General features: G+C 69.9%; 6 protein-coding genes. 3 read left to right on the top strand and 3 right to left on the bottom strand.

The features are described from left to right. Together Q0066_RS03290 and Q0066_RS03285 are read left to right on the top strand one after the other, a co-directional pair. Positions 1 to 255 (top strand): MFS transporter (locus Q0066_RS03290; RefSeq protein ID WP_298130013.1); only part of this gene is annotated, 255 nt, incomplete at its 5' end. Continuing rightward, complete coding sequence (locus Q0066_RS03285) at positions 255 to 1,205, top strand: carbohydrate kinase (protein ID WP_298130011.1); 951 nt, start codon at positions 255 to 257, stop codon at positions 1,203 to 1,205. The genes Q0066_RS03290 and Q0066_RS03285, both read left to right, overlap by 1 nt. Positions 1,206 to 1,408: 203 nt before the next feature. Here the strand turns inward: Q0066_RS03285 and Q0066_RS03280 are convergent, their stop codons facing one another. The 3 genes from Q0066_RS03280 to Q0066_RS03270 form a co-directional block, all read right to left on the bottom strand. Beyond that, on the bottom strand, positions 1,409 to 2,092 hold the full coding sequence (locus Q0066_RS03280) for a hypothetical protein (protein ID WP_298130009.1): 684 nt from the start codon (positions 2,090 to 2,092) through the stop codon (positions 1,409 to 1,411). Between the two features lie 23 nt (positions 2,093 to 2,115). Continuing rightward, entirely contained in the window at positions 2,116 to 4,626 is a 2,511-nt protein-coding gene (locus Q0066_RS03275) for a hypothetical protein (protein WP_298130006.1), read from the bottom strand. 62 nt (positions 4,627 to 4,688) lie between these two features. Next, positions 4,689 to 6,560 (bottom strand): amylosucrase, encoded by a 1,872-nt coding sequence (locus Q0066_RS03270; RefSeq protein WP_298130004.1) that lies wholly within the window; start codon positions 6,558 to 6,560, stop codon positions 4,689 to 4,691. 92 nt (positions 6,561 to 6,652) lie between these two features. On the opposite strand from Q0066_RS03270, the gene Q0066_RS03265 reads away from it, so the two are divergent. Beyond that, positions 6,653 to 7,081, top strand: coding sequence for a DUF3151 domain-containing protein (locus Q0066_RS03265; protein ID WP_298130002.1), 429 nt, complete (start codon positions 6,653 to 6,655; stop codon positions 7,079 to 7,081). Positions 7,082 to 7,227: the final 146 nt, after the last annotated feature.

The raw sequence follows: 7,227 nt of genomic DNA, 5'->3' as shown, positions 1-7,227 counted from the left end.
GGCCAGTCCTTCGGCTCGCTGACCCACTGGGTGTTCGCCTGGCTGACCTCGACCTTCTTCCCGCCGGTGATCAACGGCCTCGGTGGCGGCGTGGCGTTCGCGGTCTTCGCGGTCTTCATGGTCGGCCAGCTGTTCTGGGTGCTCAAGGTCATGCCTGAGACGAAGGGTGTACCGCTGGAGGAGATGGAGGCCAAGCTTGGCTTGACCCATGATCCGAATGACAGCGGCGATCCGCTCGCCGCGAAAGGACACTGATGTCTGACCGCGAAGTGTTGTGTCTCGGCGAGGCGTTGATCGACGTCGTCATCCGAGAGGATTCCACCAAGGAGCATGTGGGCGGCAGCCTGCTGAACGTGGCGGCCGGTGTCGCCACGCTCGGTGAGCCGGCCAGCATCTGCGCCTGGTGGGGCAAGGACGAACGGGGTGACCGGCTCGCGCAGTGGGCCACCGCGTCCGGGGTGTCGATCGTGCCGGGTACCGACTCGGCCGAGAAGACCGCCGTCGCCTTCGCCCACCTGGACGCCGATGGCCGCGCCACCTACGAGTTCGACCTCGAGTGGAACGTCCCGGCGATCGACGACCTGTCCAAGTACGGGCATCTGCACACCGGCAGCATCGCGGCCACGCTCGAACCGGGCGGCACCGCGGTGGTCGAGAACGTGCGGGCGATCCGCGACCATGCCACCACCTCCTACGACCCGAACATCCGTCCGGCGCTGATGATCGCGCCGGAACAGGTGGTCGGCCGGGTGGAGGACCTGGTCAGCCTGTCCGACCTGGTCAAGGTCAGCGACGAGGACCTCGAATGGCTCTACCCCGGTGAGCCCGTCGAGGACGTGATGCGCCGCTGGATCAAGGCCGGACCGTCGATGGTGGTCGTCACCCGGGGGCCCTGGGGCGCGTACGCGCTGCTGGCCGACAACCGCGACATGCTGCACATCGACCAGATGAACGTCACCGTCGGCGACACCGTCGGTGCCGGTGACTCGTTCATGGCTGGGCTGATCGCCGGTCTGCTGAAGAGCGGCCTGCTGGGTTCGGTCGAGGCGCGTCAGCGGCTCGCCGACGCCGGCTGGTCCGACGTTCAGTCGGCACTGCACAACGCGGTCGTCACTTCGGGCATCACCGTCAGCAAGAACGGCGCCTACGCCCCGACCTCCGACGAGGTCGAGGCGGTCAAGCAGGCCGATCCCACCCTGTACTGACCCTTTCGGAACAAGACCCGCCGGAGCCCTCGGACTCCGGCGGGTCTTTGCCGTTCCCGTCCGTCCTCCGGGCTTTCCATCATCCCGGGCTTGATCCGGGATCTCGCCTGGTCCTGTCGGTCGGACCGGCGCCGGGGATCCCGGCGTTCGCCGGGACGACCGCAAAACTGTTGGTCGGGCTTGTCGAAAACCCTCGGACGGCTTCAGCGCGGTTGGTCGAGGACCGGCACCTGGGCGTAGTCGGTGAGCGGAAGCAGGCGCACACCCGAGGGACTGTCGACGGCGGCATAGACCTGGGCGGTCTCGGCGTCACCCTCCTCGAGGGAGCCCATCGCCGCGTGCAGCATGGTGCGGACGGCGGCGGTCTCGTCCAGGTTCAGCGTGCGCGGCGGCGGCGTGTCGTCCCGGGCGGCGAGCACGATCAGCAGCAGATTGCGGACGCGGGGGAGCCCCTCGCTGATCGGCGGCTGGTAGTAGGGCAGGTCGAGCAGCGTGGCCCCCAGCCGGTGGTAGAAGGCCAGTCGTCGTGCCGGATCGCCGTACTTCGGGTGTGGCTCGAAGAGGTCCGGACGCTCGATCTCGGCCAGCACCAGGTCGATGCCGGGCTCGGCGATCCACCGGGTGATCCCGGCCGTGATCAGGGCCGATCCGGTGCCGCCGCCCCGCCGGGCACCGTTGACGGCCAGCCAGTCGACGAGGTAGCCGTTGCCGAACCGCTCGCCGACGATCGCACCCAGGTACCCGTCGTCGTCCTGCGCGGCGAGGACATCCAAGGCGCCCGAGGCTCCGCCCTCGACGAAGTCGGTGCGGGTGACCCGTTCGGACGGCGGAAAGCTGGGTTCGAGGATGTCGGTGTAGAGCCGGGCCAGCGCCGCGGCGTCGGTCACGGTGCGGATCGTAGGGTTGCCCATCATGGCTCCGATCTCGTGGATGCTCGCCGTCCCCACCGGTGCCGGTCGCGGAGGCCGGGCAGGAACGACAACAGGATGCCCGATACGGCGGCGAGCGCGAGGATCGCCACGACCAACCACCAGGCGACCCCGCCGTCCCAGTCGGGATGTCCCGCCTGCAGCACCGAAGCGAGTCCGGAGAAGCCGATCACGGTGAAGACGACGCCGAGCACGTCGAAGACGCGGTCGGTGCGCTCACTGGCCTGGGCCTCGGCCTCCAGCCGTTCGCGCTCCAGCCGCGTGGTTTCCGCTGCGTACGCCTGGGCCATCCGCCGGTGCACCACCTCGAGCAGCGGCTGCAGCCGGGTCCCGAGCACGTCGCGGACGGCGTGGATGAACCCGTCCCGCAGCCGCGGGTACCCGTTCGAGTCGAGGATCGTGTCGAGATCGGTGCGCAGCGGGGGCGAGGTGACGATCGCCGGCGAATCGATGAACAGCATGATCGCGTCGCTGGACTGCACGAACGCCTGCAACTCGAGTTCGGCGCGCTCGATGTCGCGCACCAGATCGTCCAACTCGGCGATCGCCGCGGCCCGCCGCTCGGGGTCGTCGGCGGCTTCGCCGGAAGGGCCGGTGGGCGAGCGCGGCACAACGGCGACCGCCTGCCGCAGCAGCCGGGACACGGTCTCGACGTGAGAGCGGATGGTGTCCTGCCAGCCCTGATACATGCCGTGCAGGCTGTGGGCGAACTCGAGGTAGCTCTCGACCTCGCTCACCGCGTAGTCGGGTGAGCCGAACGAAGCCAGCAGCGTCACATTGCTGTTCGAGGCGAGCAGTTCGTTGTTCAGGTGCAGCAGCGACCAGGTGCGGACGGCGTCCAGGTCGTACAGCGCCCAGTCGGCGACGCTGGCGGCACCGCTGGGCAGCGGATGCAGCAAGGGCTGGATGCCCCACAGCTCCAGTAGCTCATTGGCGTGGGTCAGCGGCTGCCGACCGGCCGGACCTTCGCGGGAAGCCGCGACGATGGTGGCCATCACCCCGAACGATCCTTCGCGGGCGGCCAGCCGGGAGCCGTCGACCGCGTCACCGCTGGCGTCCAGCAGCGCACGGATGTCGCGCAGCAGGGCCGCGACGACCTCCGGGAGTCCCGAGACCGTGCGGCCGGACGCCGTCCGCATCCGCAGCCAGTCCTCGATCTCATGCAGATCGCCGAAGACCGGGGTGGCCAGATGGATCGCCTGCGCCACCCGATGCGCGGGGACGTCGCGCAGTGGGATCTCGAACACGATGGTGTGGTTGCCCAGGTGGGACAGCTGGACGCGGGTCTCCACCACCTCGAGCGGGTGCTGCGCCCCGGGCTGTTCCAGGGTCAGGTTGCCGAGCCCGATGGTGGCGCCGCGGTAGCCGCGGCCGAAGTCATCGGTGCCCTGCCAGACGTCACTGAGTTCCAGCCGTCCCCGGACGTCGGTCACCGGCAGGGTGCCCAGCGTCCCGCCGCGCTCACGCAGGGCCTGTGCCTGCTGACGCAGGGTGGCGACGACGCCGATCGGGTCGTCGTGCCCCGTCGTCCGGATGCCGAACGGGTAGACGATCCGGACGCGTCCCTCGTCGACATGCAGCCAGTCGCGCTGCCGGGCGGCGTGCAGCGCGGTGATCCCGGCCAGGTGCCCGCGCAGTTCACTGGCGTCCATCGTGTTGAAGCTGGCCGCCCGCACATTCGCCCGCACCCGTTCCAGGTCGGCACTGGCATCGCTGCGGTCGCCGCTGAACAGCCGCTTGCCGATGGCTGCGGTATCGCGGACCGCACGGTAGTAGGTCGCTTCGTTCGCGGCCTCGCGGAGCAGCGCATCCCGGGCGTCGCCGGCGTCCAACCGTTCGACGGAGGCGACGATCGGCTCGATCTGGGCGACGGCGGCCTCGGCGAGCGCGGACACCGTCTCCAGCCGGCCGGTGAGCAGTGCCGTTTCGACGCGGAACTCCTGCTCCATGAACCGCAGCAGTGCCCAACCCAGCCGGTCGAGTTCGTCGGTGCTGTCGTCGGTGCAGGCCTCGGCGACGTCGCAGGACGCCTCGATCGCGATGCTGAGCAGCTCGTGGTCCCAGGCCATCGCCCAGGCGTTGTTCGCGAGATTGCGCAGGTAGAGCGCGAGGATGAGTCCGCCCAGCGGCAGCCGGCCCGCGGCTCGCACCGCCGGCGGGAGCGCCCGGCGGAGCAGTGCTCCGGCAGCCCCGCCGTCGCCGGAGTCGGGGTGTGGATCGGCATCGCGGGCGGCGTCCGCGGCCGGGCCGCTGCCGCCCTGGTCCTCGTCGCTGCGTTCGTCCTCGAATACGGCGCGCCACCAGGCGCTGCTGAGCAACTGGGCGAGTTCGAGCCGCTGCTCGGGCGTCAGCGCGTCCGGCTCGCCCTGTGCGGCCTGCTGGTCGAAATGCTCGGTCAGCCACTGCCGGGCCTCGTCGGCCGGGGTGTCCACGGACGCGAAGACCGCGGGCGGGCGGGCGGCCGTCGCGCTCTGCCGATCAGAGGTGGCCAACGGTCACTCCTCGCTGGTCGGGCCGATGGTTCGGACGGTCGGGGAGCGCGGGCCGGTTCAGTTCAGCCGGCGGTCAGCCACAGCGGCTGGTAGGGACGGATGAGCAGGGTCTCGGGAGCCAGCGAATAGTCGTAGCCGCTGATCTGCTCCACGGCGGAGTCGCCCAGCCGAGAACGCAGCACGTAGGTCGGCAGTTCGACGGCGTCCTCGCTGAAGTTGTAGGCCTCGATCAGCACGCCCTCGGGGTGGTTGCGGGTGAGCAGCAGCACCCGCGAATCGGGGCTGGGCAGCACCCGTGATTCGATGGACGCGTGCAGCTGCGGCAACCGCTTCCGGACGCCGATGGTGTGCCGCAGGCCGGCCAGGATGCGTCCGCCCGGGGTGCCCGGGTCGGCGTCCGCGGCTGCGACGGCGTCCCAGTCCATCCGGGGCCGGTGCACCCAGCGGTTGTCGGCGGCGTGCTCGGGCTCGTCGAGGTAGCTGTGGTCGTTGAGCTGGCCGATCTCGTCGCCCATGTAGAGCAACGGGACGCCGCCGAAGCCGAGGATCGCGGTGTGCAGCAGGTTCACCCGGGCGATCGCGTCCGACAGTTGACCCTGGTCGCCGTGTTCCAGCGCGGCCTCGAGACCGGCCAGGCTGGCCATGGTGCCGCTGATCCGCCGGTCGTTGTTGATCGGGTTGTGCTGGAACACCAGCCCGCGGGCGAACGAGCCGGGGTAGAGCCCGGCGTAGAACTCGGACAGGAAGGCCCGGTGGGTGTGGCCCTCGAGGTAGGCGCCGCGGGCGTCGGTGTCGGAGACCGCCCAGCCGATGTCGTCGTGGCAGCGTGCGTAGGTGGCCCAGCTGGTGCTCGACGGCTTGTCCGGGAAGTTGGACAGCGCCACCTCGAACAGCCGGGTGTGCCGCGAGGCGAGTGCGCCCCACAGCTGCACCATGAACGAGTTGTGGTAGGCCAGATCGGACACCTTGCCGAAGTGCTTGCCCTGACCGAGGTAGCTGATCAGGTCCTGCGGGCCGACGATCGCCTCCGCCTTCAACGCGCAGGCCGGTGCCACGATGCGCAACACCGCCCGCAGCGCCTGGGTGAGTTCGTGCACCTGCGGCTCGTTCTGGCAGTCGGTGCCGAGCACCTTCCAGGTGAACGCGATCGCGTCGAGTCGGAACACCTCGACACCGTTGTTGGCCAGGAACAGCAGCAGGTCGGCGAACTCGGCGAAGACGTCCGGGTTGGCCCAGTTGAGATCCCATTGGTAGGAGTTGAAGGTCGTCCAGACCCAGCCCTGTGCCTCCTCGTCCCAGGTGAAACTGCCCGGGGCGAAGTCGGGGAAGATCTCCGGCAGGGTGCGCTCGTAGGCGTCCGGCTCGGTGCGGTCGGCGAAGATGTGGAAGTAGTCGCGGTACTTCTGCTCGCCGGCGCGGGCCCGGACGGCCCACTCGTGTTCGCGGGCCACATGGTTGAGCACCAGGTCGACAACCAGCGAGATGCCCTGGCCGCGCAGCGTGGTGGCGAGCGCGGTCAGGTCGTCCATCGAACCGAGGCGCGGGTCGACCGAGCGGTAGTCGGCGACCGCGTAGCCGCCGTCGTTCTCGCCCTCGCGGGGGCGTAGCAGCGGCATCAGGTGCAGGTAGCTGACCCCCAGCGACTTGAGGTGGTCGATCCGGTCGGCCACCCCGGCCAGCGACCCGGCGAACCGGTCGGCGTAGCAGACGTAGCCGACGGCGTCCGGACGCTGCACCCAGTCGGGACTGAGCAACCGGGCCTCGTCGAGGACCTTCAGGTCGGTGCTGCGGGCGGCGAACGCGCTGCGCATCAGGGACGTCAGCCGCTCGAACAGTTGTGGGGCGGCCTCGCCGTAGGCGCCGGCCAATCCGCTGAGCAGATCGGGGCCGTAACGGTCCAACCGGAGCTGAAAGGTGGTGTCCTCGTCGACCATGGCCGCAGCATAGAGCTTGGCGCGACACAACTCACATCGAGCCGGAACGGGCGCTCCCTGTCGCCGTCCGCAGGCTCGTCTAGGGTGACGGCATGGCTCACCTTCCGTTCGCCGCGCCCGGTGCGCAGGCGACCCTGCTGCCCGAGGATCCGGCGGCGGCGCTCGGTTCCACCGACCCGCTCGAGGTGGCTGCGCAGCACCCGAGTTCCAGCCTGGCCTGGGCGGTCCTGGCCGAGCGGGCGCTCGACCGCGGTGACCGCGAAGGAGTGCTCGCCGGCTATGCCTTCGCCCGCACCGGCTACCACCGCGGCCTGGACGCGCTGCGCCGCAACGGCTGGCGCGGTTCCGGTGCCGTGCCCTGGGAACACGAACCCAACCGCGGCTTCCTGCGCGCCGTCTGGGCGCTGGCCCGCGCGGCCAAGGAGATCGGTGAGGACGCCGAGTACGAACGCTGCGTGCAACTCCTGGTCGACTCCTCGCCCGCCGCCTACAACGAGTTGGTCGGCCCCACCCTCAGCTGACCCCGGTACGGAGGGACGGTTCTGGTACGGAGGGACGGTTCTTTTCGTACCGCTCGGGAGCTCAGCCTGGTACGCGGGGACGGTTCTTTTTGTCCCACTTTCGATGCCGTCCCGGTACGGAGGGACGGTTCCTTTCGTTCCACTCG

It is taken from the genome of Micropruina sp. (assembly GCF_027492755.1).
GTDB lineage: Bacteria > Actinomycetota > Actinomycetes > Propionibacteriales > Propionibacteriaceae > Micropruina.
Note: the sequence above shows the minus strand (reverse complement) of the source record. Positions and strands in the feature narration are given on the sequence as shown.

Excerpts from the sequence above, each read along its gene's own strand:
- Q0066_RS03285 (WP_298130011.1), top strand. The coding sequence starts at position 255 with ATGTCTGACCGCGAAGTGTTGTGTCTCGGCGAGGCGTTGATCGACGTC.
- Q0066_RS03265 (WP_298130002.1), top strand. The coding sequence starts at position 6,653 with ATGGCTCACCTTCCGTTCGCCGCGCCCGGTGCGCAGGCGACCCTGCTG.
- Q0066_RS03270 (WP_298130004.1), bottom strand. The coding sequence starts at position 6,560 with ATGGTCGACGAGGACACCACCTTTCAGCTCCGGTTGGACCGTTACGGC.